The organism is Pseudomonas sp. p21, assembly GCF_001642705.1.
Taxonomy (GTDB): Bacteria; Pseudomonadota; Gammaproteobacteria; order Pseudomonadales; family Pseudomonadaceae; genus Aquipseudomonas.
Genome location: NZ_LWBV01000007.1, coordinates 215,830 through 239,721, shown reverse-complemented (window position 1 = coordinate 239,721; position 23,892 = coordinate 215,830). Strand labels below are relative to the sequence as shown.

The following is a 23,892-nucleotide window of genomic DNA, read 5'->3' as shown; positions in this document are numbered from 1 at the left end:
GAGCATGAACAAGAAGACTCGCCCTGCTTACTTGGGGGTAGCACTGGGAGTTGCGCTGATCGGCCTGGGCGTGGCGTATGAAAACCTTTGGTGCGATCCGCGCGAGCTGTTGCAGGAGTCTGCCGACCCGCAGGCCCTGCACCGGCTCAGCCGGGACGGCGTGACCGTGGAGTTCGAGGCCCGGCCGCTGGCGGGGGGCGAGCTGCAGGAAGGCAGCTTCGCCAACATCCGTTTCAAGGTCAGCGACCAGGCCAGTGGCCAGCCGCTGTCGGGTATGGCCCCGGGGGCGTGGATCGACCCGACGCAGTCGGCCCCGGAGGGCGACCGCGACCAGAGCTGCAAGGCCCGTGTCGCGCTGTTCCTCAAAAGCAGCATCGGCGCCCGGCCGTTGCTCGACCTGAACAGCTACTTCCTGTTGATGATGAACAAGGACGCCAGCCTGACGGTGATCGACCCGACCGTATCGGTGGGCGGCGTGACCAGCACCCTGGCCCGCATCGACCTGCCTGGGCGGCCCATGGACTGGGTAGCAACCGGTGACGACAAACAGGTGTTCGTGTCCATCCCCGAGCGCGGCAAGGTTTCGGTGATCGACACCGAAACCTTCACCCGCGTGGCCGACCTGGACGCCGGTGACCAGCCGCTGCGCGTGGCCCTGCAGCCAGACCAGCACCGGTTGTGGGTGGGCAACAACAGCAGTGATCCGGCCAAGGGCGGCGTAACGGTGATCGATGTGCCGGGGCGCAACACCCTGAAAACCTTCAACACCGGCAGCGGGCACCACGAAATCGCCTTCAGTGGCGACTCGCGCTATGCCTATGTCAGTAACCGCGACAGCGGCACCCTGAGCGTCATCGACATCCCGGAAATGCGCCTGGTCAAAACCATCAAGGTTGGCCCGCACCCGCTGTCGGTCAGCTATTCGGCGCTGTCCCAAGCGGTGTACGTGGTCGACGGCGAAGAGGGCAGCGTGCGGGTGTTCGATGCACGCAACCACCAGCTGCGGCACACGGTCCAGGCCGAGCAGGGCCTGGGGCCGATGCGCTTCAGCAGCGATGGTCGCTACGGCATTGTGCTCAACACCCTGGAGAACCAGGCCCTGGTGATCGACGCCAGTACCGACAAGCTGATCCACCATATCCCGGTAGCGGCCGAACCCTACCAGCTGACCTTCACCAAGGGCTATGCCTACGTGCGCGGCCTGGCTTCGCCGAAGGTGAGCATGATCAACCTGGCCAGCCTGGGCGAAGGGCGCTCACCGATCGTCCAGGGCTTCGAGGCCGGCCCGGCGGCGCCACGCCAGGCAGGTGACCTGCCGCTGGCTCAGGGGCTGTCGGTGTCGCGTGACGACAATTCGGTGTTCGTGGTCAACCCGGTGGACAACACCACCTACTTCTACGCCGAAGGCATGAACGCGCCGATGTCCGGCTACAACAACCGTGGCCACCAGGCCCGCGCCGCCATCGTCGTCGACCGCAGCCTGCGCGAGCTGGCGCCGGGGGTGTACGGCTCGACGGTGAAGATGCCCGCCGCCGGCAAGTTCGACGTGGCGTTCCTGCTCAACCAGCCGCAGATCATCCACTGCTTCAGCACCGACGTGGCCGAAGCGCCGAATGCCGGCAAGCGCAAGGGCGCGCACGCCGAGTTCATCGGCCTGGACCGGCCGTTGGCGCAGCACAGCTCAATTACCGCCCGGGTGCGCATCGTCGGCGACGACGGCCAGCCGCGCCTGGGCCTGAACGACCTGAGCCTGCGCTACTTCCTGGCGCCTTCGTCGATGCCGCGCAACCTGCAGCTGGAGGAGGTGGGCGAGGGCATCTATCAAGCGGCCCTGACCCTGCCCGAAGCCGGCGCCTGGTACCTGCATGTGCAGTCGCCGTCGCTGGGGCACAGGTTCGCTGAAGAAAACTACACCAGCCTGCGTGTCCTGCCGGCCACAACGTCCAACGCTTCCGAGACTGATGTGAGGAATTTGCGATGAACGCCAAGCATGCTTGCAAACTGTTGGCCCTGAGCCTGGCCTTTGCCAGCAACCTGGCCCTGGCCCATGGCGGCCACGACCACAACGGCCATGCCGAACAGCCGCCGGCGGCGCGCCAGGAAAAGGCCAGCGTGAGTTTTGCCGATGTATCGTTGCTGAACCAGGACGGCATGCCGATACGCCTGGAAAAAGACCTGGTGGGCGACCACCTGGTGGTCATGGGCTTTATCTACACCAGTTGCACCACGGTGTGCCCGGTGGTGTCCTCGATCATGGGCAAGGTCCAGCAGCAACTGGGTGGCCGGGTAGGGCAAGAGATTCATCTGGTGTCGATCAGCGTCGACCCGCAGCGTGACGACGCCAAGCGCCTGCAAGACTACGCCAAGGCCTTCCAGAAGGGGCCGGGCTGGAGCTGGCTGACCGGCACGCCGTACGCCATCAGCGAAACCCTCAAGGGCCTGGGCAGCTTCAGCGCCGACCTCAGCCAGCACCCGCCGCTGATCCTGGTGGGTGACGGGCGCACCGGGCACTGGACGCGCTACTACGGGTTCACCGACCCGGCGGTGCTGATCGACGAAATCAACCGCCTGGGCGCCCGCCGGGTGCATGCCAAGAGCACGGCCATTGCCGACCATCACGAGGTGCAACCATGAGCCAGGTAAGCTCCCGCCGCGTCGGCATGCGCGGTTTTGACTGGCTGGTGCTGGGTGGCTGCCTGTGGATCCTCGCTTCGGTGGCGTTCGCCCACGAGGGCCATGCCCCGCAGGTTCCCGAACCGCAGCCGGCACCACAGGCGATGACCAGTGGCGGCGGCACCCGCGATGCCTGGACCTGGTTCACCGACACTGTGGTCAAGGACCAGAACGGCCGCGAGCTGCGCTTCTACAGCGATGTGCTCAAGGACAAGGTGGTGATGCTCAACGTGATCTTCACTCACTGCACCGACGCCTGCCCGCTGATTACCCGCAAGTTGCGCGAAGTGCGCGAGGCCATGGGGCCGCAGCTGGCCAGCCAGGTGACCTTCGTGTCGATCAGCAGCGACCCGCTCAACGACACCCCTGAGGTGCTCAAGGCGTTTGCCGAGAAGCAGGGGGTGGATGGGCCCAACTGGTTGTTCCTGACCGGTGACAAGGCCAATGTCGACCTGGTGCTCGGCCGCATCGGCCAGTTCCTGCCCAGCCCCGAGCAGCATTCCACACAGCTGATTGCCGGCGATGTGGCCGGCAAGCGCTGGAGCAAGATCCGCCCGGATGCACCGCCTGCGGCGATTGCCCAGCGCATGCAGTTGCTGGCCCTGCCTTTGGCAGACCGGTGAGTATCATGCGATCCCTGCGGCATTGGCCTCTGTGGCATCTGCCACTCTGGGACTTCCCTTTGTGGATGCGGTCGTTGTGGGAGCGGCCTTGCGTCGCGAAAGGAGCGCGCAGCGCTCCCCGTTTTCTGGGCTGGTGCAACTATCGCTGGGGCTGCTGCGCAGCCCTTTCACGACGCAAGGCCGCTCCCACAAAGACCGCTCCCACAGGGCTTGCGATCTGGTTGGCGTTCGTGCTCGGCATGGCACCCTTTTTTTCTGCCTTTGCCCTGGACCTGACCGAACATGAACAAGCCGGCAAACGCCTCTACCGCGAGGGCGTCTCAAGCAGTGACGCACAGCTGCAAGCCCGGGTCGGCGCCAGCGACATGACGGTCCCCGCCAGCGTGCTGCCCTGCGCCAGCTGCCACGGCAACGATGGCCGCGGTCGCGCCGAAGGTGGTGTGCGGCCACCCAGCCTAGACTGGCAGCGCCTGGCGCAAGGCCAAGGCGAACGCCAAAGTAACGGCCGCCGCTACCCGGCATACACCGACAGCAGCCTGGCCCGGGCCATTCAGCAAGGCGTCGACCCGGCCGGCAATCGCCTGGACCCGGCCATGCCGCGCTTCGAGCTGACCCTGGCTGACCAGCGCAACCTCACGGCCTACCTCAAGCGCCTGGCCCAGGACCGCGACCCTGGCGTGGAGGAGGGTGTGCTGCGCCTGGGTACCTTGCTGCCGGCGTCCGGCCCGCTGGCCGAGGCCGGGCAGGTGGTGCGTGCGGTGCTGGAAGACGGCCTGGCGCAGCTCAACCAGCAGGGCGGCATCCACGGGCGACGCCTGGAACTGGTAGTGCTCGACCCGGGCTTCGACCCGGCCAGCGCCGAACGGGCGCTGCAGCAGTTGCTGGAGCAGGAGCAGGTGTTCGCCCTGATCGCGCCATTGGCGCCCATGCTCGACCAGCGCCTGGCAACCTTGCTGGCGCCACAGAATGTACCGCTGATCGGCAGCACCCCACGCAGTGGCGGCAGCGTACAGATTTTTGACCCCTTGCCCGGCTTGCCTGCGCAACTGCTGAGCCTGGCAGGCCACGCCCGTGCGGCGTTGGGCCTGGCAGCGGGCGACCTGCGTGTGGTGTATGCCGGCAATGAGCAAGCGGCGTTGGCCGAGCAAGTGCGCGAACACCTGCTTCAGCAGGGCTGGGCACCACCCGCCGTCCAGGCCTTTGCTGGCCAGGCCGTGGACGGGCAAGGCATTGTCTTCCTCGGCCGTGCCCAGGCCTTTGCCGAATTGGCCTCGGCGCTGCAGGCCGCTGGCCGCCAGCCGTACCTGTTTGCCGCCTCCAGCCAGGTGACCAGCGCCGTGGCGCACTTGCCCGAGGCGTGGTCGCAACGGGTGTTCCTGGCGTATCCCTACGTGCCCGAGGACTGGACCGAGCAGGGCCTGGCCGCGCTGGCCGGCCTGCAACAGCGCCAAGGCCTCGACCCACGCCAGGCGTCGTTGCAGGTCAACACCCTGTGCGCCCTGCGGCTGTTGAGCGAGGCGTTGAAGCAGACTGGCCGTGACACCAGCCGCGAGCAGCTGATTGCCGCGCTGGAAGGCCTGCATGATGTGCCCACCGGCCTGACCCCGGCCTTGGGCTTCGGCCCCGGTCGCCGCCAGGGCATGGCCGGTGCCCATGTGGTGGCGGTGGCCCTGCCCGGGCCGCGCTTCACCGCGGTCACCCCGTACCGGCCAGTGCCGGACAGCCCTTGAGCGGAGGTTGCCATGCGTGTTTTGTTGTTGTGCCTGTTGCAGGTATTGGCCAAGGCAAGCTGGGCCGAAGTGGCGGCGGCGCGGGTCAACGGTGTGGAGATCGAAGTGGCGCGCCTGGAGCGCTATTTCAGCGAGTACCTGGACGCCCAGGGCCGCACGGTGGCCAGCATCCGCAACCCGACCCTGTACAAGCGCCTGCGCGACCAGGCCCTGGATGAACTGATCGACAAGGAGCTGTTGTGGCAGGAGGCCCAGCGCCGCGGCATAGCCATCAGCGACGAGCAGGTGTCGGCGCATGTCGGCGAAGTCGAGGCCGCGTCTGGCAGCCCGGCAATTTTTGAACGGCGGCTGGCGGAAGCGGGTTTCGATAGGGCACAGTACAATGACTACACCCGGCACGAGCTGGCCGCGCAGCAGGTGTATGCCCTGCTCAGCGCGGTCGCCGCGCCCAGCCAGGCCGAAGTCGAGGCATTCTATGATGCCAACCGGGAAACCCTGCAAGGAGCGCAGCAACAAAGTGACAAGCCTTCGATCATACGCGAACAGGGTCTGGTCCTGGCCAGGGCCACGCTCATCGGGCAGCGGGAGGCGCAGGCGCGTCAGTCCGTGCGCCAACGTTTGCGTGCGTCCGCTACCGTGGAGATTGCCGACTGAGGCCCGTGATGGCGTTTCCCCAATGCTGGGGAATAAAGAAATGGCAGTATGCCATCAGTTTCCCCGCATGTGGGGAACTGGGCGGGTGTGCCTGCCCGCCGCCTTACGGGTGTTGATCGGCACCCTCGGCAAATCAATGACTTACAGTGGTGCAGCATGACTATTCACGCCTGGCACGAAGCCTGCTCAAGCCTGTACAGGGGCGCACTTCGCAGACCGGGTAACCGGGCAGTTCTTGGGAGTCGACCTTGGTGAACAGAGTATTGGTAGTCGATGACGAACAGACCCTTGCGCAGAACCTGCAAGCGTACCTGCAGGCGCAAGGCCTGGAAGTTCATGTTGCCCACGACGGTGCCAGTGGTATCGAACAGGCTGCAAGCCTGGCACCGCAAGTGATCGTGCTGGATTACCGCTTGCCCGACATGGAGGGTTTTCAGGTTCTGGAGACCGTACGCAAGAACAGGCAGTGCCACTTCGTGCTGATTACCGCCCACCCCACCGTCGAAGTGCGTGAGCGGGCCGCCGAACTGGGTGTGAGCCATGTCCTGTTCAAGCCGTTCCCGTTGGTGGAACTGGCCCGTGCGATCTTTGACCTGATGGGCATCGAGCGCCGGCGCAGGGCCACGGACAACCCGGCTGAAGGGTTTGTCGAACGACGCCAGAACAGGAACGAATCGTTCCCCCTGCAGTTGTACGATGGAAGCTGGGTTTTGGCCGACCGCCGCCGTAATGGCGCCAAGCCCCCAGGGCCCGACGACGATCAACTGCTCACAGGGGAATAGCGGCGCCCGCACCCCTGGCCGAGCCAGCCTGCGACGCGCCCCTGAGCGGAGTCGCAGGCCATGCCAGAAGCATTCGATGCAACCCAGGAAGCTCTACCGCCTGCACCGGCCTCTTCGCGGGTAAACCCGCTCCCACAGGTACACTGCAATCTTGAAGGCAGCGGGAATGCTGTGGGAGCGGGTTCACCCGCGAAAGGGCCAGCTCAGGTAACAGAACATTCAGCCTACCCCCATGACCTTTTGGCCCAGGCCCGCCTGCAAACCAGCGACGAACGCCTGCTCACCCGCCTGGAACAGCTGGCCTGCGACACCCCCGATACCTTCACCCAGCGTCTGGGCCTGACCCTGCATTACCCGGTGCTGGACAGCCAATCGCTGCTGGCCAGCACCCCACGCTTTGACAAGGTCAGCCTGGCGATGTGCCTGAAGCGTGAATTCGTGCTGATCGAGCAGGGCGGTCAACTGCTGGGCGTGTTCGCCGACCCCTTCGACCACGCCCGCCTGGCTTGGGTCGACGATGTGCTACAAGGCGCACCGCTGTACCTGGCCCACGCGGCAGACCTGGCTACCTTCCTGGCCCGCCACGAAGAAAGCTTCCACGCCGTGGACGCCCTAGACCACGACACCGAAGCAAGCAGCGAAAGCGACCCGCTGCAACGTCTGTCGCTGGCCAGCATCAGCGAGGACCAGAGCCGCGTGGTCAAGCTGGTCAACTCCACCCTGTACGACGCCCTCAAGCTGCACGCCAGCGACATCCACCTGGGCATGACCGGCCAGGGCCTGACCATCAAGTACCGCATCGACGGCGTGCTCAACGGCGCTGGCAAGGCCAGCGGCAGTGCCTTCGCCGACCAGGTTATTTCGCGCATCAAGGTAATGGCCGAGCTGGACATCGGCGAAAAGCGCGTGCCCCAGGACGGCCGTTTCAAGGTTGCCGTGGGCGACCGGCAAATCGACTTCCGGGTATCGATCATGCCCAGCATCTTTGGCGAAGACGCGGTGCTGCGGGTACTCGACAAGCAGGACCTGTCCGACCGGGTCAGCGGCGTGCAGCTGCAGGCCCTGGGCTTTGCCGAGGAAACCCTGCGCGCCCTGCGCCGGCTGGCGGCCGAACCCTACGGCATGATCCTGGTCACCGGCCCCACCGGCAGCGGCAAGACCACCACCCTGTACGCCATGATCAGCGAGATCAACCACGGCGTGGACAAGATCATCACCATCGAGGACCCGGTCGAATACCAGCTGCCCGGCGTCCTGCAGATTCCGGTCAACGAGAAGAAGGGCCTGACGTTCGCCCGCGGCCTGCGCTCGATCCTGCGCCACGACCCGGACAAGATCCTGGTCGGCGAAATCCGCGATCCGGACACCGCGCAAATTGCCGTGCAGTCGGCGCTCACCGGCCACCTGGTGTTCACCACCATCCACGCCAACAACGTGTTCGATGTGATCGGCCGCTTCAGCCAGATGCAGGTCGACCCCTACAGCTTCGTTTCCGCGCTCAATGCGGTGCTGGCCCAGCGCCTGATCCGCCTGGCCTGCCCGCACTGCGCGACGCCGTGCGAGGTGGATGACGACACCTTGTATGGCGCTGGCCTGACCCGTGAAGGGGTGGCGGGGTGGCGGTTCGTCCGTGCCCAGGGCTGCGGCCAGTGTCGCGGTAGTGGCTACCGCGGCCGCAGCGCCATTGCCGAGTTGCTGCACCTGGACGACGACCTGCGGCAGATGATCGTCGAGCGCCGCCCCCTGTCGCAGATCAAGACCCTCGCCTGCCAGCGCGGCCTGCGCCTGCTGCGGGCCTCGGCCCTGGACCTGGTCCGTGATGGCCGAACCACCCTCGAGGAGATCAACCGTGTCACATTCATCTGATCGTGGCTCCTATAGATACAGCGCCGTACTCGGTGCCGAAGGTGTAGGCCTGGGTAGCTGGCACGCCAACCGCCAGCAGTGGCTGGGCAGCCACGACTTCACCTGTGATGCCGCCCAGCCGGCCTGGGAAGCCGCCGTCGACGCCCTGGCCACGTTGCTGGCCGAGCATGCCGTGCGCGGTGCCCAGTTGCGGGTGCTGCTGTCGGCCCGTTACAGCCGGTTCTGCCTGGTGCCCTGGAGTGATGCCATCAGCCACCCGCGCGAACTGGACGCCTACGCCCGGGCCTGCTTCGAAAACCTTTACGGGCAGCCGCTGGACGACTGGCGCATCGTGCTCTCGCCCGAGCCGGCCGGTGCCGCACGCATCGCCACGGCGCTGCCCGAAGCCCTGCTGCAGCGGCTGCAGGCGCTGGGCCGGGAAAGCCACCTGAGCCTGCGCTCGGTGCAGCCGTACCTGATGGCTGCCTACAACCGCTGCTCGGCACAGCTGGAGCAGGGCGACTTCCTGTTCGTCCTGGCCGAGCCGCGCCGCAGCGTGCTGCTGCTGGCTGCCGGGGGCGCCTGGCAGCAAGTGCTGGCGCAAGGCTGCGCCGATAGCGACCAGGCCCTGCAAGCACTGATCGAGCGCACTTGCGAGCTGTACGGCGAGCACCTGCCACGGGTCTACCTGCATGCCCCGGGTCGGGGCGACGTGCCGCAACTGGCGGCGGTGCAACTGTGCCAGCCGGCCACCGACGCCGACCCGCTGTGCGCCATGTGGCGGGCGGTGGCCTGACATGCGCCGCCTCGACCTGGAATTCCAGCCCCGGCGCAGCAGCCCGTTGGCCTGGTCGCTGCTTGCAGTGGGGAGCGCCATGGTCGCAGCCCTGGTGCTGCTGCAACAAAGTTTGCAGGCCGAGCAGGTCGAACGGGAGGCCAGCGTGCACAGCCTGGAGCAGCAACTGGGGCGGCGCCCGGCCACCGTCGCACCGCTGAGCAGCGCCGCCAGCCGCGAACAGGCCGAGCGTCTGGCGCAGATGCAAAGCGTCTCGCAGCAGCTGCAACGGCCCTGGCAGCAACTGTTCGCCATGCTCGAAGCGCAGCCGCAGGACGACGTGGCGCTGCTCAGCCTGGCCCCCGACGCGCGCAAAGGCCAGCTGCGCATCACCGCCGAGGCGCGCAACCTGGAAGCGATGCTGCAGTACCACCAGCGTCTGGAAGCCAGTGCCGAGCTCAGCGATGTGTCGCTGCTCAACCATGAGGTGCTGGCCGCACAGCCCGAGCACCCGGTGCGTTTCACCCTTACCGCCACCTGGGAGACCGGCCATGCGCGCCCGTGAATCGCTGAACAGCCTGATCCTCCAGGAGCGCCTGCGTCGCGTCGGCCCGGTCGGCCTGGCTGCGGTTGCGGTGGGCCTGCTGGCCGTGGGCGTGCTCTGCGCCGGGGTGTTGCCGCAATGGCAGAACCTGCGCGAACTGCGCGCCAGCGAAGCGGACGCCCGCGTGCAGGTCGAGCGGGTCAGGCGTGGCGAGCTGAAAATCGCCATCAAACCCGAGCAGCAGGCCCTCGACAGCCTGCGCCAGCAACTGCCGGGGCAGCCCCAGGCCAGCGCGCTGATCGAGCGCCTGTACCACCTGGCCAGCGCCGAGCACATCAGCCTGGCGCGTGGCGAATACGCCCTGGGCGTCGACCCCAAGACGCAACTGGCGCGCTACCAGATCGTGCTGCCGGTACGCGGCAGTTACCCGCAGATTCGTGGCTTCCTCAAGGGCCTGCTCAAGCAGCTGCCGACCCTGGTGCTCGAAGACCTCGAGCTGCAACGCAAACGCATTGGCGACAGCGAGCTCAACGCCCGCCTGCGCATGACCCTTTACCTGTCGAGGTCATGATGAACACACAACGTGCTGTCATCTGGGTTGGCTTCCTCGGCGTGAGTGCGGCGCTGGCCTGGGCCCCGGGGCACTGGTTTGGCCGGGACGACGGCGTCACGGCCTTCGCGGGTAAACCCGCTCCCACAGAACCGGCGGTATCCACGGTCCCTGTGGGAGCGGGTTTACCCGCGAATAGGCCGGAACAGGCCTCAAGAGATCTCTTCCCAACCCAGCAATGGACCAAACCCCAAGCCCTGGCCACCGTCACCGAACAACCCGTGGTCACCGCGCCCGCCGTAGCCGCAGCCCCGACCGCCCCGGACCTGCCATTCCAGTTCATCGGCCGCATCGGCGACCGCGACGACCTGCAGATCTTCCTGCAGAGCGGCGAAAAACTCTACGTCGTGCGCCAGGGCGACGTGATCGAAGACACCTACCGCCTCGATCGGGTATCGGCCAGCGAGCTGCACCTGGTCTACCTGCCTTTGCATCAGTCGCAGACTTTGTCTGTAGGGAGCGCACCATGAAGTCGTCAAAGCTGTGCAAACCGGCTCCGTTCCTGCTTGTGGCGCTGTGCGTGGCCATTGCCGGCTGCGGCTCCAGTGCGGTACGCGAGGACAGCGACCAGCTGATGAAGGAGGGCCAGTACGAAGCCGGCATCGCCCGCCTGGAAGAGGCCCTGCGCGAGGACCCGCGTGACACCGAGCTGAACATTGCAATGGCCCACAGCCGTCAGGCTGCGGTTGAGGCACTGCTGACCCAGGCCGATGCCGACCGCATTCGCCACGACTTCGCTGGCGCCCGCATGGGCTATGGCCGGGTACTGACCCTGGAGCCGAACAACCGCCGCGCCCAGGAAGGCATCCGTCAGCTGGAGCTGATCCGCACCCTTGACGAGCGCGTGGCGCTGGGCCAGGCAGCGCTGCGCCAGGGCGACCTGTTCGGTGCCGAGCGCTACATGCGCGAAGTACTGCGCCTGGACCCGCAGAACCAGAAGGGCGTGGCCCTGCGCAGCGATATCGAGAATGTCCAGGCGCGCACCGCGCAACCGTTCCCGCAGCTGCGCAGCAAGCTGGAACGGCCGGTGACCCTGGAGTTTCGCGATGCCAACCTGAAGACCATCTTCGAAGTGCTGTCCCAGGTCGCCGGCATCAACTTCATCTTCGACAAGGACATGCGTCCGGACATGAAGGCCACCATCTTCGTGCGTGACTTGCGCATCGAGGACGCCGTGGCGCTGCTGCTGGAGCAGAACCAGCTGCGGCAGAAGATCGTCAATGAAAATACCCTGATGATCTACCCCGACTCGCCGCAGAAGACCAAGGACTATCAGGAACTGGTCATGCGCACTTTCTACCTGACCAGCATCGACTCCAACACCGCGCTGAACATGGTCAAGACCATGCTCAAGACCCGCGACGTGTTCGTCGACGAACGCCTCAACACCCTGACCATGCGCGACACCCCCGATGCCGTGCGCATGGCCGAGAAGCTGCTGCAATCGCAGGACCAGTCCAACCCCGAGGTGGTGCTGGAAGTGGAGGTGATGGAAGTGGCCACCTCGCGCATCCTCGACCTTGGCCTGCAATGGCCCAACACCTTCGGCGTGCTGAGCTCCGACGGCCAGCCGGTCAGCGTGCTCGACCAGCTCAAGGGCATCGACTCCAGCCGCATCAGCATCGCGCCGGCGCCGCAGGCCAAGATCAACGCTCAGGACAAGGACATCAACACCCTGGCCAGCCCGGTGATCCGCGTCAGCAACCGCGAGCAGGCGCGCATCCACATCGGCCAGCGGGTACCGATCATCAGTGCCACCTCGGTGCCGTCCACCCAGGGCCCGGTGATTACCGAGAGCGTGACCTACCTGGACGTGGGTCTGAAGCTTGAAGTGCAGCCTACCGTACACCTGAACAACGAAGTGGCGATCAAGGTAGCCCTGGAGGTGAGCAACGCCACCCCGCTGGAAGCCACGCGCCAAGGCACCATCCCGGTCCAGGTCGACACCCGCAACGCCCAGACCACCCTGCGCCTGCACGATGGCGAAACCCAGGTGCTGGCCGGCCTGGTGCGCAACGACCACAACGCCAGCGGCAACAAGATCCCGGGCCTTGGCGACATCCCCGGCCTGGGCCGGTTGTTCGGCAGCAACAAGGACGACATGAGCAAGTCGGAGCTGGTGCTGGCGATCACCCCGCGCATCGTGCGCAACCTTCCGTACCAGAGCCCGTCGGACATGGAGTTCGCCACCGGCACCGAGTCGGCCATGCAGGTGCGGCAAATGGCGCCGCTGCCGCCGGCAGATGTACCTGGCAATGCCCCGGCCACCGATACCCCGGTGGCGGACAGCCAGATGGCGGTCGCCCCGGCCAAAGGGAGCCCACGGCCATGATCGCGCAGCGCCGCATGCAGGGGTTCAGCCTGATCGAGGTGGTGCTGACCCTGGCACTGCTCGGGCTGCTCGCCAGCATGGCCGCGCCGTTGACCGAAACCGTGGTGCGCCGCGGCAAGGAACAACAGTTGCGCGAGGCGCTGTACCAGATTCGCGACGCTATCGACGCTTACAAGCGAGCGTTCGATGCCGGTTACATCGAGAAGCGCCTGGACGCCAGTGGCTACCCGCCGAACCTGCAGGTGCTGGTCGACGGTGTGCGTGATGTGCGCAGTGCCAAGGGCGCCAAGTTCTACTTCCTGCGGCGCATACCGCACGACCCGCTGGTGGCGGCCAAGGGTGAGGACGAGGGCGGTTGGGGGCTGCGCGCCTACGACAGCAGCCCCGACAACCCGCGTGAAGGCGAAGACGTATTTGACGTCTATTCCAAGGCCCGTGGCAAAGGCCTCAACAACATCCCCTACGGGCAATGGTGACAGCCATGAAACGCCGCCAAGGCTTCACCCTGATCGAACTGCTGGTGGTGCTGGCGATCATCGCCACGCTGATGACCATCGCCATGCCGCGCTATTTCAACAGCCTGGAAAGCTCTCGCGAAGCCACCCTGCGCCAGAGCCTGGCGGTGCTGCGCGAGGCGCTGGACCACTACTACGGCGACACCGGCCACTACCCGGACTCGCTGGAACAGTTGGTGGAGCAGCGTTACCTGCGCAACACCCCGGTCGACCCGATCACCGAGCGCAGCGATGCCTGGCAGCTGGTACCACCGCCCGAAGGCGTGGCCGGTGGCGTAGCCGATATCAAGAGCGGTGCCACAGGGAGGGCGCGGGATGGCAGCCTGTACGCGGAATGGTAAGGCCAACGGTGGCTTCACCTACCTGGGCGTGCTGCTGCTGATTGCGGTCAGCAGCGTGGCCCTGGCCGCCACCGGCACGCTCTGGACCAGTGCTGCCCAGCGCGACCGCGAACGCCAGCTGTTGTGGGTGGGCAGCCAGTACGCCCAGGCCCTGCGCAGCTATTACCGCGCCTCGCCGGGGCTGGCCCAGTATCCGCAGGAGCTGGCCGACCTGCTGCAGGACAACCGCTTCCCGCAGGCCAGGCGGCACATTCGCCGGCTGTACCCCGACCCCATCACCAACAGTGACGAATGGGGCCTGCTGCGCTCGATCGACGGCCGCATCACCGGTGTGCACAGCCGCTCGGACGCCACCCCGTTCAAGCGCAGTGGCTTCAGCGCCGAATGGAGCGGTTTCGAAGGGCTGGAGCACTACAGCGACTGGCAGTTCGTCGCCGAGCAGGCCTTTACCGAAAGTGCCGGTGGCGTGCAGACCCATGCCGGCCCGGGAGACACGCCATGAGCCGCCTGGCCGTGCAGTGCCTGGGCCTGCTGCTGATGGCCGTGCTGGCCACCTCGGCCAGGGGCGGGAACGAGGACGAGATGCAGGGGTTCATCGTCGACAACACCATCTCGCACATCGGCCACGACTTTTACTACTACTTTGCCGACCGCCTGCGCGCCACCAGCCGCCTGGACTTCAACCTGGTGGTGCGCGAACGCCCGGATGCCCGCTGGGGCAGCCTGGTCACCGTGGAATTCGAGCGCGAGGTGGTGTACCGGCGCTTTCTGCCACCGAACACCACCGAGCTCAAGGACGAGGCCGTTGCAGCAGCCGACCTGGTCAAGCAGCAAATCATTCAACGCAAGTTGCAACGCCTGCTGCAGGACACCACCGATCTGGAGAGGGACGAGCTATGAAGCACCACATACCCCGTTGCATCGCCGCCTGCCTGTTGGCCAGCGCATTTGCCGCCCAGGCCACCGAGCTGGTGTACACCCCGATCAACCCGGCCTTTGGCGGCAACCCGCTCAATGGCACCTGGCTGCTGAACAACGCCCAGGCGCAGAACGACTACGACGACCCCGACCTCAAGGACCGTGCCTCGGCCTTTACCGGCACCACGGCCCTGGAGCGCTTCAGTAACCAGCTGGAGTCGCGGATGTTGTCGCAGTTGCTGGACAACATCAGTAACGGCAACACCGGCAGCATGGCGACCGATGCGTTTCTCATCGACGTCATCGACGATTCCGGGGCCTTGAGTATCAAGGTCACCGATCGCGCCACAGGAGAAATTTCGATCATTGAGGTCAGTGGCCTGAACCCTTGAGGGGGAAAGGCTTTTTGTTGGGGAGAGAACACCATGAAACGTCTGCTGAGCACGCTGCTGATCCTCACCGCCCTAGGTTTGCACGGTTGTGGTCTGCGCGAACCGATGCCCGCCGAACAGGACTCGGAAACCCCGACCCTGACCCCACGGGCGTCGACCTACTACGACCTGATCAACATGCCACGGCCCAAGGGCCGGTTGATGGCGGTGGTGTATGGCTTCCGCGACCAGACCGGGCAGTACAAGCCGACTCCGGCCAGTTCGTTCTCCACCAGCGTCACCCAGGGCGCGGCAAGCATGCTGATGGATGCCCTGAATGCCAGCGGTTGGTTCGTGGTGCTGGAGCGTGAAGGCCTGCAGAACCTGCTGACCGAGCGCAAGATCATCCGTGCTTCGCAGAAAAAGCCCGACGTGCCGGAAAACATCATGGGCGAACTGCCACCGCTGCAGGCCGCCAACCTGATGCTGGAGGGCGGCATCATCGCCTACGACACCAACGTGCGCAGTGGCGGCGAGGGCGCTCGTTACCTGGGCATAGATATCTCCCGCGAGTACCGCGTCGACCAGGTGACCGTGAACCTGCGTGCGGTGGACGTGCGCACCGGGCAGGTACTGGCCAATGTGATGACCAGCAAGACCATCTACTCGGTCGGCCGCAATGCCGGGGTGTTCAAGTTCATCGAGTTCAAGAAGTTGTTGGAGGCTGAGGTGGGGTACACCACCAACGAACCGGCGCAGCTGTGCGTGCTGTCGGCGATCGAGGCGGCAGTGGGGCATTTGCTGGCGCAGGGGATCGAACGGCGGCTGTGGCAGGTGGCGGGGGATGCGGGGGAGGGGCAGGCTACGGTGGACAAGTATCTTAGCCAGAATGAGCAGCCGTGATTGGCTTTGAGGGCCTCTTCGCGGGTGAACCCGCTCCCACAGGATCAGCGTCAACTCGAAGCCCGCGCCGTCCCTGTGGGAGCGGGTTTACCCGCGAATGGGCCGGTGCAGGCGACACAACATGGTGATCACTGCTGATTCGCCGGCCGGTGATGAGTGAGAGGCGTCAACGGAAGTGTTACTGCACCTTCCCTTCGCTTGAAACGCTTCCCCGACATCGGTAGTCTTTGCCCGCTGCTGTAAATCCAGCAGCCGGGTTTGGTAGCCCGCGATCAATCAAGGCGCACAAGCGCCCGCTCTGCGATACAGTTGGCGCTTTTTTGTGCCCGGCTGTTTCGTTTTATGGCGGCTGTGCGTAGGGCGCCTCCGTGCGCGCCGGTTTCCTTGATTCCCGGTCTACCAACCTGCGTACAGCCGTCACCATCTCGTTTGGTAGCGATTTGTGGCGGCTCCAGTGAATCAAGGAGCGACACAATGACAAAAGGCTTACCTGATCCTCCCGTACGCGCCACCACGGCATCCTCCAGTTTCTCCACCTGCGAATGCAGCCATCCGCCGTTGTTTGCCGTGCGTTCTGGGGTGGACTACGAAGATGCGCTGGTGCACCTGTCCACGCTGCTCAAAGGGGCATTTGCGACCAATCTCAAGGCACTGGAGCTGGCCAAGGGGACCTGCCGTGATCTGTTGTTGAGCAATGACCATGGGCTGGATTCGGCCAAGGCGGTGGTGGAAGCGTTGCTGGATGGGGTAGAGAGGCAGCAGTTGGCGGGGCGGGGGAAAGCACCGTAGCTGGGGGGGCTGACTTGGGTTCTGTGTTTGGGGTTCGAGGTGCCTGGCGATAGAGATTTGGCGCCTGTGAGATCGAGCGCCGCCCGCGCGGCGCTTCGCAGCACAAGGCTGCTCCTACATCTGTTTCGGGCCAATTATTCCTGTGGGAGCGGCGCGCGCCCCCTTGGTGTCTACCTCGATATCCAGTCGGACAAACAAGGCGGTCGCGTGCATTGGTACAGGCGAGACTGGCCCGAAACAGATGTAGGAGCAGCCTTGTGCTGCGAAGCGCCGCGCGGGCGGCGCTCGATCTCCGCCTCCACCCAAAACCCAAGCCATACACCCCAGCCCCCCCCCAATCCATCAACCAGATGACGCCCAGCCATTTCTCCCGCACACTGCGGAAAATTCCCAAGCCCGTTCCCCGTCACCTTGGCGGGGCACAGCCGGAGTAGAAAATGGCGCGACAACTAATAACAAACGCCCACGACCCGCTGCACGAATCTCGCCAGGCCCGTCTGAAACTGGCCAGCGAAGGCGAGCTGCCGCTGGGCATGCTGCGTGACGAGATCGACGCTTCCTGGCGCCGCAGCCTGGGCCATGGCCTGGACTGCCTGCAAGGTGAACAGGTCGGCCTGGGCCTGGAGCAGGGCCATGACCTGCGCATGCTGCTGGAGCGCAACCGCCTGCTGGTCGACGCTGTTACCCCCGAACTGGACTACCTGGTTGCGCGCCAGGGCAAGGCCGGCATTGTCATCCTTGGCGATGCCCAGGCCAACGTGCTGGCCATCGAAGGCCAGACCCACGTGCTCAGCCGCGAGGGCCTGCGCGACCTGCACCCGGGCAGTTGCTGGAGCGAGTCATTGCGTGGCACCAACGCCATCGGCACTGCCGTGGTGGAAGGTCGGCCGACGCTGATCAATTGCGGCGAACACTACCTCGACCGCCTCAGCCCGTTCTCCTGCACCTCGGTGCCCCTGCGCGACCCTCGCGGCGAAGTGATCGGTGTGCTCGACATCACCCGCGAAGGGGTGATGGCGCAGCCACAGGACAGCCTGTCGACGCTGATGCTGGCAGCCGGCAACATCGAAAGCCGTCTGTTTGGCCTGTGCCACCCGGAGCAATTGGTGCTGGCCTTCCACAGCCGCCCGCAATACCTCAACAGCGCCTGGCATGGCCTGCTGGCGTTAAGCCTGGACGGTGAAGTGCTGGCCGCCAACGACAGTGCCTGCCAGCTGTTGCAGGTGCCGCGCCATGAGCTGTTGGGCCGGCGCAGCAGCGACTTGCTGGGTGAACGATCACCGGCCTTCATCGCGCGTCTGTGGCAGGGTGGGGTGAGCAGCGTGCAAACGGCCAAGGGCGAGTTCTACTTCCGCGCCCTGCAGCTGCCGCGCCATGGCCGGGTCAACGGCAGCACGCCGGTGAGCAAGCCGGCGCTGGGCAAGCAGTCGCCGGCACTCGACGCCCTGGCCGGTGGTGACCCGCGCCTGGCGCGCAACCTGCGCATGGCCCGCCAGGGGCTGGGCAATGGCCTGCCGGTGCTGCTGCTGGGCGAGACCGGTACTGGCAAGGAAGTTGTCGCCCGGGCCCTGCACCAGGCCAGCCCGCGCGCCGACAAGCCGTTTGTGGCAGTCAACTGCGCGGCCATTCCCGAAGGGCTGATCGAGTCCGAGCTGTTCGGCTACCGTGAAGGTGCGTTCACCGGTTCGCGCCGGGGCGGCATGGTCGGGCGGCTGATGCAGGCGCATGGTGGCACGCTGTTCCTCGATGAGATCGGCGACATGCCGCTAGCACTGCAGGCGCGCCTGCTGCGGGTACTGCAGGAGCGCCGTGTAGCGCCGCTGGGTGCCGGCGACGAGCAGGACATCGATGTGGCATTGATCTGTGCTACGCACCGCGACCTCAAGCGCCTGGTGCAGGAACAGCACTTCCGCGAAGACCTTTACTACCGGGTCAACGGTGTGTCGCTGCGCTTGCCGGCGCTGCGCGAGCGCGATGATCTGGCAGCGATCATCCAGGGGCTGCTGGACAAGTCCGATGCCCGGGGCGTGACCCTGGACCCGGCCCTGACCGCGCTGCTCGAAGGCTTCGACTGGCCGGGCAACATCCGCCAGCTGGAAATGGTCGTGCGCACGGCGCTGGCGATGCGCGAGGACGGTGAGCAGGTGTTGACCCTCGACCACCTCACCGACTGCCTGTTGGACGAACTGGCCAGCGGCACGGCACCCTCCGGTAGCCTCAAGGACAACGAACTGGAGCTGATCCGTGGCGCCTTGGCGCGCCATCAGGGCAACGTGTCCGCGGCGGCCGAGGCGCTGGGTATCAGCCGGGCCACGCTGTACCGCAAGCTCAAGCAGTTGCGCGGCTGACATGGGCGGCCTGTTCGCCCGGCTGGTGGAATCCAGCGACCCTGTACTGATGCGCCAGGCGTTGGCCTGGCTGTATGGCTTCGTGCGCCCCCATCGGCGCGCCATCGGCCTGTTGCTCGGTTTGTCGCTGGGCGCCTCGTTGCTGGCGCTGGCGCAACCCTGGCTGGTCAAGACGCTGATTGACGACGGGCTGCTGGCCAAGGACTACCAGACCCTCTGGCACATGGCGGCGATCATGATCGGCGCGGGCCTGCTGGGTACCGTGCTGGCCGGGGTCAACCGCTATCTGCACACGCGCTTGTCGGGGCGCATCCTGTTTGCCCTGCGCGATGACCTGTACCGCCACCTGCAGCAGTTGTCGCCGACGTTCTACGGGCGGCGGCGCATCGGCGACATCCTTTCGCGGCTGGATGGCGATGTGGCGGAAATCCAGCGTTTTGCCGTGGATTCGCTGTTTTCGGCGGTGTCGGCGGTGATCGGCCTGGTGGGCGCGGTGGTGTTGATGCTGATGCTGTCGTGGCAACTGTCACTGCTGCTGGCGCTGCTGGTGCCGATCGAAGTGCTGTGGTTGCGCTGGATGCGGCGCAAGGTAGAGCGCGAAGTACGTAACCTGCGCGAACGCTCGGCGGATGTGTCGTCGTTCCTGGTCGAGACCTTGCCGGCGATGAAGTTCATCCAGGCGGCTGGCCAGCAAGGGCGCGAGGCGGGGCGCCTGGACCAGCTGGGCCAGGGCTACATGCGCCAGCTGCTCAAGGTGCAGGTGACCGAATTCTTCACCCAGGCCATTCCCGGCACGCTGACCTCATGGTGCCGCGCTTGCGCGTTCCTGGTCGGCGGCTGGTGGGTGATCCAGGGCACCTGGCAACTGGGGGCGCTGATTGCCTTTTCCACTTACATGGGCATGGCGGTAGGGCCGGTGCAGAGCCTGTTGGGCCTGTACGTGGCGGTGCAGCGCATGGCGGTAAGCCTGGGGCGGGTGATGGAACTGAAGCAGGAGGCCGTGGCCGTGCGCCCGGCAGCCAACCCGCAGCCCATGCCCGATGGCCCGGGCGAATTGCGCCTAGAGGGGCTGAGCTTTGCCCATGAAGGGCGCCAGGGCGCGGTGCTGAACAACGTGCAGGTGTGCGTGCCGGGTGGCCTCAAGGTAGCCATCAGCGGTGCCTCGGGGGTAGGCAAGTCGACCCTGATCGACCTGCTGCAACGCTTCTACGACCCGGACGCCGGGCGCATTCTGCTGGATGGCACCGACCTGCGCGAGCTGGACCTGGCCGCGCTGCGCCGCCGTATCGCGGTGGTCAGCCAGGATATCGTGCTGTTCCGTGGCACCTTGGCGCAGAACCTGGCCTATGGCGTGCCCGAAGCCAGCCGTGCGGAACTGCAGCAGGTGGTGCGCCTGGCGCGGCTGGACAGCCTGGTCGACAGCCTGCCGCTGGGCCTGGACGGCCAGCTGGGTGAGCGTGGCCAGCAGCTGTCCGGCGGGCAGAAACAACGCATTGCCATCGCCCGCGCAGTGCTGCAGGCGCCGGCGATCCTGGTGCTGGACGAGGCCACCTCGGCGGTGGACGAAGCCACCGAGCGCGAAGTGATTGCGGCCATCGACCAGCTGTTCGCTGGCCGCACGCGCATCCTGATCAGCCACCGTGCTTCGACCCTGGCCGATGCCGACCTGCACCTGCAGCTGCACGATGGCCAGTTGCAGGTACTGCCCGGGGAGGTGATCAAGCATGGGCACTGACGTGCGCGTTGGCGTCATCGACAGTGGCTGCTCGCCGGAGCAGGCCAGCGCCTTGCTGGGCGCGCGTCGCTTCTGGCTGGAGGACGGCCAGCTGCGCGAAGGTGAAATGCTGCCCGACCAGCTTGGGCACGGTAGCGCGGTGCTCGCCGGCTTGCAGCGGGAGGCCGGGCCGGTGCCTGTGCTGCTGGCCCAGGTTTTCAGCGCCCAGGCCAGCACCAGCGCCTTGCAGGTGGCGGCGGCGCTGCTGTGGCTGGTGGAGGCGGGGGCTACGCTGGTCAACCTCAGCCTTGGCCTGCAGCAGGACCGGCCTGTGCTGCACCAGGCCTGCGCCGAGGCTTTGGCCGCGGGTGTGCTGCTGTGCGCGTCCAGCCCGGCCCAGGGCGGGCCAGTGTATCCGGCCAACTACCCTGGGGTGATCCGGGTCACCGGCGATGCCCGGTGCGCGCCGGGCCAGTGGTCTTGGCTGGGTACCCGACAGGCAGATTTTGGCGGTTATGTGGGGGCGGGCGGCAGGGCGGGCGCGAGCCTGGGGTGCGCGGCCTTGAGCGGCAGGATTGCGGCGTTGCTGCGTGAGGCGCCAGGCATGGACCACCAGCAGGTGCATGACTGGTTGCGCCACCACGCGGTGTTTGCCGGCCCCGAGCGACGAGGTGCTGGCCATGCCTGAACCGCGCATTGTGGTGCTGGGGGCAGGCCCTGCGGGTGCGGCCACGGCCATTGGCCTGCGGCGGCTGGGTTACGCGGTCACGGTGGTGTCCGAGTGGCGCCGGTTCGCGGCGGTCGAAGGGGTATCGCAACGGGTGCTTGAAGGCTTGCGTCATGCGGGGCTTGGAGGTGCCTTGAGCCAGGCGGCCATACCGGCCACTCGGCAGGTGCACTGGAACGGCCAGCAACTGCAACTGAACCAGGAGTTTCTGCTCGACCGGCAACGTTTTGATCGGGCGCTGCGCGACGACCTTCAGCGGGCGGGTGTGAGCGTGATCGAGGGGCGGGTACGCGAGGTCGCGCACGAGGGCGGTCATCTTGTTCGCCTGGACGATGGGCAGGTAGTGCAGGCCGATTTCCTGGTCGAAGCCCGAGGCCGCCAGGCCCCGCTTGCCGCAGATCGCCTGCGCGGGCCGGAGACGGTCAGCTTGCTGAATGTCTGGCAGGCCAACCCTGGTGCGCCAGCGTCGGCGGTGGAGAGCCTGGAAGATGGCTGGGCGTGGATGGCGCGCCTGGAAGACGGCCGCTGCTATTGGCAAGTCACCCTGGACGCCGCCGGGCTGCCGGGCAAGGCCGGGTTGGCGGATTACTGTGCGGCGCGGCGAGCCGGCAGTGCGTTGGTGGCCGAGCTGTTCGATACCAGGGCATTGGCGCCGGCACAGGTGCATGCGCGCAGCAGCACCGCGATTCTGGCCGGCGAATGTGTCGGGCAGGACTGGATACGCGTGGGCGATGCCGCAATGGCCGTTGACCCGCTGTCGGGCAACGGGATCTTCCAGTCGCTGTCTTCGGCGTTGCAGGCGCCGGTGGTGATCAATACCTTGCTGCGCAGGCCCGAGCGGGCAGGGTTGGCGCGGCAGTTTCACCAGCAGCGGGTCGAGCAGCTGTTTTTGCGCTTTGCCCGGATCGGGCGCGATTTCTATGGACAGGAGCAGGGGCGGGTGGGGCAGCCGTTCTGGGCGCGGCGGCAGGGGTGGCCGGACATGCAGGCATTGCACGTGGCGGCGGACTGGCGCGCGGTGAGGGTCGAGCGGCGGCCGGTGTTGCGTGACGGGCTGGTGGATGCGGCCGAGGTGGTGGTGACGGCGGATCAGCCGTTGGGGGTTTGGCATTTGCAGGGGGTGGAGCTGGCGCCGGTGGTGCGGGAGTTGCAGGCTGGTCGGCCTCTTGAGGCAGTGGTGTCGGGCCTGTCGGGGGAGCAGCAGAGAATGGTGCGGCGGTGGTTGTTGGAGCAGGGCCTGGCTTGAGATTGCAGGGGCCGCTTTGCGGCCCTTTCGCGACACAAGGCCGCTCCCACAGGTTCACGCAAACCTTGAGGGCAGCGCTGTACCTGTGTGAGCGGCCTTGTGTCGCGATGGGCTGCGCAGCAGCCCCGGGATCTCGAATCAGAAGAAAGTCCCGACGATCAACTGCATGTAGGTCCCGGCATCCCGCCCACCCAGCTGCGTGCCGCCATCGGCCGCACTGCGCTCCGGCTTGTAGAACCCTACCAGCGGGCTGATCAACAGGTGGTCGTTGACCATCCATTCCACATACAGGTCCAGCTCCCGCCCGCCCAGGTTGCCCTGGTCGGTGTCCAGCGTATCGAAGTCGAAGTACAGTGCGCCCACGGTCAGGTTGTCCCGTGGTTTGCCCTTGAGCGCCACGTGGTGCACCTGGCTGTTGCTGTTGAACGGCCCAGCATAGTTGGCCGCCACTTCACCCTGGAACCAGGTGCCATAGCCACGGCTCAGGCCATAGAACAGCGGGTCGAAATCCTCGGAAAAACGGCTGTAGCGGTAGGTGGCGGTGGGTGACCAGGGCAGTTCGGAGAAGGTCCAGTTGCCTTCCAGGTACCAGGCGTTCTCCCGCCCGCCGGTTTTGTCCTGGGTCACGTACTCGGCGGCCAGCTCCAGGTCTTTCACCCCCAGGTTGCCGCGCCCGCGCAAGCTGGCGGTGTCCATGCCGTCGCGGTGTTCCAGGCCCATGATCTGCGCGTAGCGCTGGTCCACGTCGAGGCCGCGGATCCAGCTCAGGCCCACGGTGCCGGCGTCGGTGACGTGTTCCAGGTTGGCCACCGCCAGCGAGGTGTCGGCCTGGTAGTGGTTGTCGGACTTCAGCCACATCAGGTCGCTGCGCCAGCCTTGCTTGCCGCCCAGGCGCAGCACGGCCGTACGGTCGAAGGCCTTGCGTGCGGCCAGGTAGTAGGCGCCGCCGCGGTCGAAGTTGGCGCCCAGGTCGACCTTGCCCAGGTTCACCGGGTCGCCCTGGATCAGGAAGCCGTCACCCAGGGTCACCACCTGGCGGCCGCCGGAAATGTCCACGCCGTCTTCACCCAGGGCCGGGAACAGGTTGGCCGAGCGCCAGCCAAGGTACAGGTCTTCGACGGCGGTGCGGCGCTCGTCACCCAGGGTCAGGCCGGCGGCGTCACCATCGCCCCAGGTGGCGGAGCTGAGCAGGTTGAAGGCGCCGTAGAGCGCGCCGCTGTCGGCCAGGGCCTGGCTGCCGCTGAGGCCATATTTGACGTAGCCTTCCTGCCAGGCGGTGCTACCGGGCTTGCGGTTGCCGGCCAGGTTGAAGCTTTCGTCGCTGTGGAAGGCGCCGAACAGGGCTTCGAGGTCGGCGTTGAGGGTGGTGCCGTTGTGGTTGTACAGCTCGTAGGCCTGGGTGACGGGGGCGGCGAACAGCAGGGCCAATGTGCAGGCGAGAGTGTGCCTCAT

General features: G+C 66.2%; 24 protein-coding genes. 23 read left to right on the top strand and 1 reads right to left on the bottom strand.

Annotation, left to right across the window (positions count from 1 at the left end):
• Window positions 1-4 precede the first annotated feature (4 nt).
• The 23 genes from A4C63_RS20270 (at window position 5) to A4C63_RS20160 (ending at window position 22,440) form a co-directional block, all read left to right on the top strand.
• Window positions 5-1,981: a cytochrome D1 domain-containing protein gene (locus A4C63_RS20270; protein ID WP_063914274.1), complete on the top strand. Its 1,977-nt coding sequence runs from the start codon at window positions 5-7 to the stop codon at window positions 1,979-1,981.
• The gene (locus A4C63_RS20265) at window positions 1,978-2,634 is read left to right on the top strand and encodes an SCO family protein (protein WP_063914273.1); all 657 of its coding nucleotides are present in this window, start codon (window positions 1,978-1,980) and stop codon (window positions 2,632-2,634) included. Before A4C63_RS20270 ends, A4C63_RS20265 begins: the two co-directional genes overlap by 4 nt.
• Window positions 2,631-3,296, top strand: coding sequence for an SCO family protein (locus A4C63_RS20260; RefSeq protein WP_063914272.1), 666 nt, complete (start codon window positions 2,631-2,633; stop codon window positions 3,294-3,296). Before A4C63_RS20265 ends, A4C63_RS20260 begins: the two co-directional genes overlap by 4 nt.
• Before the next feature lie 239 nt (window positions 3,297-3,535).
• Window positions 3,536-5,026, top strand: a complete 1,491-nt coding sequence (locus A4C63_RS20255) for an ABC transporter substrate-binding protein (protein ID WP_172827541.1) — start codon at window positions 3,536-3,538, stop codon at window positions 5,024-5,026.
• Window positions 5,027-5,038: 12 nt separating this feature from the next.
• A complete protein-coding gene (locus tag A4C63_RS20250) occupies window positions 5,039-5,680 on the top strand; it encodes a SurA N-terminal domain-containing protein (RefSeq protein WP_063914270.1) in 642 nt (213 codons plus the stop codon).
• 248 nt (window positions 5,681-5,928) lie between these two features.
• The gene (locus A4C63_RS20245; protein WP_063914269.1) at window positions 5,929-6,462 is read left to right on the top strand and encodes a response regulator; all 534 of its coding nucleotides are present in this window, start codon (window positions 5,929-5,931) and stop codon (window positions 6,460-6,462) included.
• 60 nt (window positions 6,463-6,522) lie between these two features.
• Window positions 6,523-8,328, top strand: a complete 1,806-nt coding sequence (locus tag A4C63_RS20240; RefSeq protein WP_256202957.1) for a GspE/PulE family protein — start codon at window positions 6,523-6,525, stop codon at window positions 8,326-8,328.
• Entirely contained in the window at window positions 8,312-9,103 is a 792-nt protein-coding gene (locus A4C63_RS20235; protein WP_063914267.1) for a hypothetical protein, read from the top strand. Before A4C63_RS20240 ends, A4C63_RS20235 begins: the two co-directional genes overlap by 17 nt.
• A gap of 1 nt (window position 9,104) precedes the next feature.
• Window positions 9,105-9,647, top strand: a complete 543-nt coding sequence (locus tag A4C63_RS20230) for a PilN domain-containing protein (protein ID WP_063914266.1) — start codon at window positions 9,105-9,107, stop codon at window positions 9,645-9,647.
• On the top strand, window positions 9,634-10,197 hold the full coding sequence (gene pilO, locus A4C63_RS20225) for a type 4a pilus biogenesis protein PilO (protein WP_063914265.1): 564 nt from the start codon (window positions 9,634-9,636) through the stop codon (window positions 10,195-10,197). Before A4C63_RS20230 ends, pilO begins: the two co-directional genes overlap by 14 nt.
• Entirely contained in the window at window positions 10,197-10,706 is a 510-nt protein-coding gene (locus tag A4C63_RS20220) for a hypothetical protein (protein ID WP_063914369.1), read from the top strand. The genes pilO and A4C63_RS20220 overlap by 1 nt, the downstream gene beginning before the upstream one ends.
• Window positions 10,703-12,568, top strand: a complete 1,866-nt coding sequence (locus A4C63_RS20215) for a secretin N-terminal domain-containing protein (protein WP_063914264.1) — start codon at window positions 10,703-10,705, stop codon at window positions 12,566-12,568. The genes A4C63_RS20220 and A4C63_RS20215 overlap by 4 nt, the downstream gene beginning before the upstream one ends.
• A complete protein-coding gene (locus A4C63_RS20210) occupies window positions 12,565-13,044 on the top strand; it encodes a type II secretion system protein (RefSeq protein WP_015270589.1) in 480 nt (159 codons plus the stop codon). Before A4C63_RS20215 ends, A4C63_RS20210 begins: the two co-directional genes overlap by 4 nt.
• 5 nt (window positions 13,045-13,049) lie before the next feature.
• Window positions 13,050-13,424: a type II secretion system protein gene (locus A4C63_RS20205; RefSeq protein ID WP_063914263.1), complete on the top strand. Its 375-nt coding sequence runs from the start codon at window positions 13,050-13,052 to the stop codon at window positions 13,422-13,424.
• Entirely contained in the window at window positions 13,399-13,926 is a 528-nt protein-coding gene (locus A4C63_RS20200) for a type II secretion system protein (protein WP_063914262.1), read from the top strand. The genes A4C63_RS20205 and A4C63_RS20200 overlap by 26 nt, the downstream gene beginning before the upstream one ends.
• Entirely contained in the window at window positions 13,923-14,324 is a 402-nt protein-coding gene (gene csgE / locus A4C63_RS20195; protein ID WP_063914261.1) for a curli production assembly/transport protein CsgE, read from the top strand. The genes A4C63_RS20200 and csgE overlap by 4 nt, the downstream gene beginning before the upstream one ends.
• Window positions 14,321-14,734 carry a curli assembly protein CsgF gene (locus A4C63_RS20190; protein ID WP_063914260.1) on the top strand — a complete coding sequence of 138 codons (414 nt, stop codon included), beginning with the start codon at window positions 14,321-14,323 and terminating at the stop codon, window positions 14,732-14,734. Before csgE ends, A4C63_RS20190 begins: the two co-directional genes overlap by 4 nt.
• Window positions 14,735-14,767: 33 nt before the next feature.
• On the top strand, window positions 14,768-15,616 hold the full coding sequence (locus tag A4C63_RS20185; protein WP_063914259.1) for a CsgG/HfaB family protein: 849 nt from the start codon (window positions 14,768-14,770) through the stop codon (window positions 15,614-15,616).
• Window positions 15,617-16,174: 558 nt separating this feature from the next.
• Window positions 16,175-16,405: a hypothetical protein gene (locus A4C63_RS20180; protein ID WP_063914258.1), complete on the top strand. Its 231-nt coding sequence runs from the start codon at window positions 16,175-16,177 to the stop codon at window positions 16,403-16,405.
• A 437-nt stretch (window positions 16,406-16,842) separates the two neighbouring features.
• Entirely contained in the window at window positions 16,843-18,753 is a 1,911-nt protein-coding gene (locus A4C63_RS20175) for a sigma-54-dependent Fis family transcriptional regulator (RefSeq protein ID WP_063914257.1), read from the top strand.
• Between the two features lies 1 nt (window position 18,754).
• The gene (locus A4C63_RS20170) at window positions 18,755-20,488 is read left to right on the top strand and encodes an ABC transporter ATP-binding protein (RefSeq protein ID WP_063914256.1); all 1,734 of its coding nucleotides are present in this window, start codon (window positions 18,755-18,757) and stop codon (window positions 20,486-20,488) included.
• On the top strand, window positions 20,478-21,155 hold the full coding sequence (locus tag A4C63_RS20165; RefSeq protein ID WP_063914255.1) for a hypothetical protein: 678 nt from the start codon (window positions 20,478-20,480) through the stop codon (window positions 21,153-21,155). The genes A4C63_RS20170 and A4C63_RS20165 overlap by 11 nt, the downstream gene beginning before the upstream one ends.
• Window positions 21,148-22,440, top strand: coding sequence for an NAD(P)/FAD-dependent oxidoreductase (locus tag A4C63_RS20160; protein WP_063914368.1), 1,293 nt, complete (start codon window positions 21,148-21,150; stop codon window positions 22,438-22,440). Before A4C63_RS20165 ends, A4C63_RS20160 begins: the two co-directional genes overlap by 8 nt.
• Window positions 22,441-22,578: 138 nt before the next feature.
• Here A4C63_RS20160 and A4C63_RS20155 read toward each other — a convergent pair whose 3' ends face one another.
• Complete coding sequence (locus tag A4C63_RS20155; protein ID WP_063914254.1) at window positions 22,579-23,892, bottom strand: hypothetical protein; 1,314 nt, start codon at window positions 23,890-23,892, stop codon at window positions 22,579-22,581.

Bases quoted from the DNA above. Each gene is read 5' to 3' on its own strand.
- A4C63_RS20175 (WP_063914257.1), top strand. From the start codon at position 16,843: ATGGCGCGACAACTAATAACAAACGCCCACGACCCGCTGCACGAATCT.
- A4C63_RS20205 (WP_063914263.1), top strand. From the start codon at position 13,050: ATGAAACGCCGCCAAGGCTTCACCCTGATCGAACTGCTGGTGGTGCTG.
- A4C63_RS20230 (WP_063914266.1), top strand. From the start codon at position 9,105: ATGCGCCGCCTCGACCTGGAATTCCAGCCCCGGCGCAGCAGCCCGTTG.
- A4C63_RS20255 (WP_172827541.1), top strand. From the start codon at position 3,536: ATGGCACCCTTTTTTTCTGCCTTTGCCCTGGACCTGACCGAACATGAA.
- A4C63_RS20190 (WP_063914260.1), top strand. From the start codon at position 14,321: ATGAAGCACCACATACCCCGTTGCATCGCCGCCTGCCTGTTGGCCAGC.
- A4C63_RS20200 (WP_063914262.1), top strand. From the start codon at position 13,399: ATGGCAGCCTGTACGCGGAATGGTAAGGCCAACGGTGGCTTCACCTAC.
- A4C63_RS20160 (WP_063914368.1), top strand. From the start codon at position 21,148: ATGCCTGAACCGCGCATTGTGGTGCTGGGGGCAGGCCCTGCGGGTGCG.
- A4C63_RS20185 (WP_063914259.1), top strand. From the start codon at position 14,768: ATGAAACGTCTGCTGAGCACGCTGCTGATCCTCACCGCCCTAGGTTTG.
- A4C63_RS20155 (WP_063914254.1), bottom strand. From the start codon at position 23,892: ATGAGGCACACTCTCGCCTGCACATTGGCCCTGCTGTTCGCCGCCCCC.
- csgE (WP_063914261.1), top strand. From the start codon at position 13,923: ATGAGCCGCCTGGCCGTGCAGTGCCTGGGCCTGCTGCTGATGGCCGTG.
- A4C63_RS20250 (WP_063914270.1), top strand. From the start codon at position 5,039: ATGCGTGTTTTGTTGTTGTGCCTGTTGCAGGTATTGGCCAAGGCAAGC.
- A4C63_RS20165 (WP_063914255.1), top strand. From the start codon at position 20,478: ATGGGCACTGACGTGCGCGTTGGCGTCATCGACAGTGGCTGCTCGCCG.
- A4C63_RS20210 (WP_015270589.1), top strand. From the start codon at position 12,565: ATGATCGCGCAGCGCCGCATGCAGGGGTTCAGCCTGATCGAGGTGGTG.
- A4C63_RS20215 (WP_063914264.1), top strand. From the start codon at position 10,703: ATGAAGTCGTCAAAGCTGTGCAAACCGGCTCCGTTCCTGCTTGTGGCG.
- A4C63_RS20270 (WP_063914274.1), top strand. From the start codon at position 5: ATGAACAAGAAGACTCGCCCTGCTTACTTGGGGGTAGCACTGGGAGTT.
- A4C63_RS20260 (WP_063914272.1), top strand. From the start codon at position 2,631: ATGAGCCAGGTAAGCTCCCGCCGCGTCGGCATGCGCGGTTTTGACTGG.
- A4C63_RS20170 (WP_063914256.1), top strand. From the start codon at position 18,755: ATGGGCGGCCTGTTCGCCCGGCTGGTGGAATCCAGCGACCCTGTACTG.
- A4C63_RS20265 (WP_063914273.1), top strand. From the start codon at position 1,978: ATGAACGCCAAGCATGCTTGCAAACTGTTGGCCCTGAGCCTGGCCTTT.
- pilO (WP_063914265.1), top strand. From the start codon at position 9,634: ATGCGCGCCCGTGAATCGCTGAACAGCCTGATCCTCCAGGAGCGCCTG.
- A4C63_RS20240 (WP_256202957.1), top strand. From the start codon at position 6,523: ATGCCAGAAGCATTCGATGCAACCCAGGAAGCTCTACCGCCTGCACCG.
- A4C63_RS20220 (WP_063914369.1), top strand. From the start codon at position 10,197: ATGAACACACAACGTGCTGTCATCTGGGTTGGCTTCCTCGGCGTGAGT.